Below are 2,162 nucleotides of genomic sequence, written 5' to 3'. Positions count from 1 at the left end.
GGGTGCGGCTCGTTCTCACTAGGAGCCTCTAGAAGCTAGAGGGGTATGAGTGAGGGGATTCGTGAGGATAACACCTCAAAATCCTAACTATCTTCCGGATGGTGGTGAAAATCCACCCCTTGAAGGGACAAGTGACTCTCTATCTGGCCACACCGAGTAGGCGGCAACCTACAGAGTGACGCTGGCATCAGGGCGGAATTAGGACTGAAACAGATTAGGTTCCCTACCGCTAAGGAGGAGATGACATGGGCAAACAAGTCCTAGAAAAGTGTCTTACGCAGAAGCCACAATCTGAAACAAACCATGTGGACTTCATCCTTTAATTCTCACGACGTTTTCCTGTTGATAGTCGTAACCCCGAGAAGAGGATAGGCAAATTGGACTGCCCTAAATCATCAAAACAATCTGGATGATGGAACGAGTAAAAACGGTGGCAATAAACAAAAGGGTCGGAGGAACGGTCGTAACCTCAGTAAGCTATGCCAAAGCCTAATCCCCACCACCGGGTAAGATGTGTTCAAAACTGGGCACGGGTGTTCAGAATATACAAACCAATGGAGAGTATGGGTAGACACAGACAAAAATCTAGTGACCTTTGGAAAGGACAAAACTGGAAACAACTCCGGAAAAACCTTTTCCGCCTACAAAGGCGCGTATATAAAGCAGTTAAAGCTGGTGACTTGAGGAAAGCTCGGTCTCTACAGAAACTGATTCTGAAATCCCGCTCAGCTCAACTTTTGGCCATACGTCAAGTGACTCAGCTCAATCAGGGCAAGAAAACCGCCGGAATAGACGGCAAAACCGCACTGAGCTGTAATGAAAGGTTTAAAGTACTTGAGATAATGAAGGGAAATGCCCTTGACTGGCACCACTCCGGTCTTCGCGAAATCCCAATTCCCAAGAAAAATGGGAAAATAAGAAAACTCAAGATACCTACCATCACAGACAGAGCATGGCAATGTCTAGCAAAATTCGCCCTCGAACCAGCACACGAAGCCACATTCCACGCCCGTAGTTACGGATTTAGGACAGGTAGAAGTGCTCATGATGTACAAAAGTACGTGTTCCAAAACTTAAACTCGTTCTGCAAAGGCATCAACAAGAGAGTAATAGAACTAGACATTAAAAAGTGTTTCGACCGCATTTCCCATAAGTCCATCATGGACAGGTTAATTGCACCAGCAAGTTTGAAGACTGGGATATTCAGATGCCTTAAGGCCGGAGTTGACCTGGAATTTCCTGAGCAAGGAACCCCACAGGGAGGTGTAGTCAGCCCACTACTAGCCAATATTGCACTTGACGGAATAGAGGATATACACCCTAGCGTTCGTTATGCGGACGACATGGTCATATTCCTAAAACCAAAAGATAACGCCGAAAAAATCTTGAATAAAATCAAGAAATTTTTGGCAGAGCGCGGGATGGAAATCAGTGAAGAAAAGACCAAGATAACCAAAACGACAGATGGATTCGATTTTCTGGGATGGCACATGCGTGTCAAGCAAAACGGAAAGTTTCATTGCACTCCCTCAGTGGAGAATCATAAGAACATCCGTAAGAAAATAAAGACCATAGTCAACAGCTCGAATTATGGTGCGGAAACTAAAGCCAAAAAACTAGCCCCCATTGTACGTGGATGGAGGAATTACCACAAAAACTGTGACATGAGCAGCTCCCGAGATAGATTATGGTTCATGAATAACACGGCAAATCGAAAATTCCGCAAGGAAAAAAAGACGAACCGATATCAGGCCAATAAGCTATGCAAGAAAAGCTTCCCCGCAGTTGAGTATGAACAAAATAAACACGTAATGGTAAAAGGGACTAAATCCCCATATGACGGAGATTTAGTCTATTGGAGTCAGAGAAACTCTAAGCTCTACTTCGATGCTACAGCAGAGGCTTTAAAGAAGCAAAACCATTCCTGTGAATATTGCGGACTGAAATTCGTTAGTGAGGAAAAGGTACACCTTCACCACATTGATGGAAATCATGACAACTGGAAGATAAACAACCTAATGGCTGTTCACCAAAGCTGTCACCAATATATTCACGGGGGCAAGTCGAAAGACAAGGACACCTAGGAGCCGTATGAGGGGAAACCTTCACGTACGGATTTGAAGGAGAGGTGCCCCGGATAATACCGGGCATCGACTCTAATA

1 protein-coding gene is annotated in these 2,162 nt (G+C 44.9%); it reads left to right on the top strand.

Annotation, left to right across the window (positions count from 1 at the left end):
- The first annotated feature begins 563 nt into the window (after positions 1-563).
- On the top strand, positions 564-2,084 hold the full coding sequence (locus tag F6K46_RS39395; protein WP_075905691.1) for a reverse transcriptase domain-containing protein: 1,521 nt from the start codon (positions 564-566) through the stop codon (positions 2,082-2,084).
- Positions 2,085-2,162: the final 78 nt, after the last annotated feature.

The organism is Moorena sp. SIO3E8 (assembly GCF_010692445.1).
Lineage (GTDB): Bacteria > Cyanobacteriota > Cyanobacteriia > Cyanobacteriales > Coleofasciculaceae > Moorena > Moorena bouillonii.
Note: the sequence above shows the minus strand (reverse complement) of the source record. Positions and strands in the feature narration are given on the sequence as shown.

Bases quoted from the DNA above. Each gene is read 5' to 3' on its own strand.
- F6K46_RS39395 (WP_075905691.1), top strand. From the start codon at position 564: ATGGGTAGACACAGACAAAAATCTAGTGACCTTTGGAAAGGACAAAAC.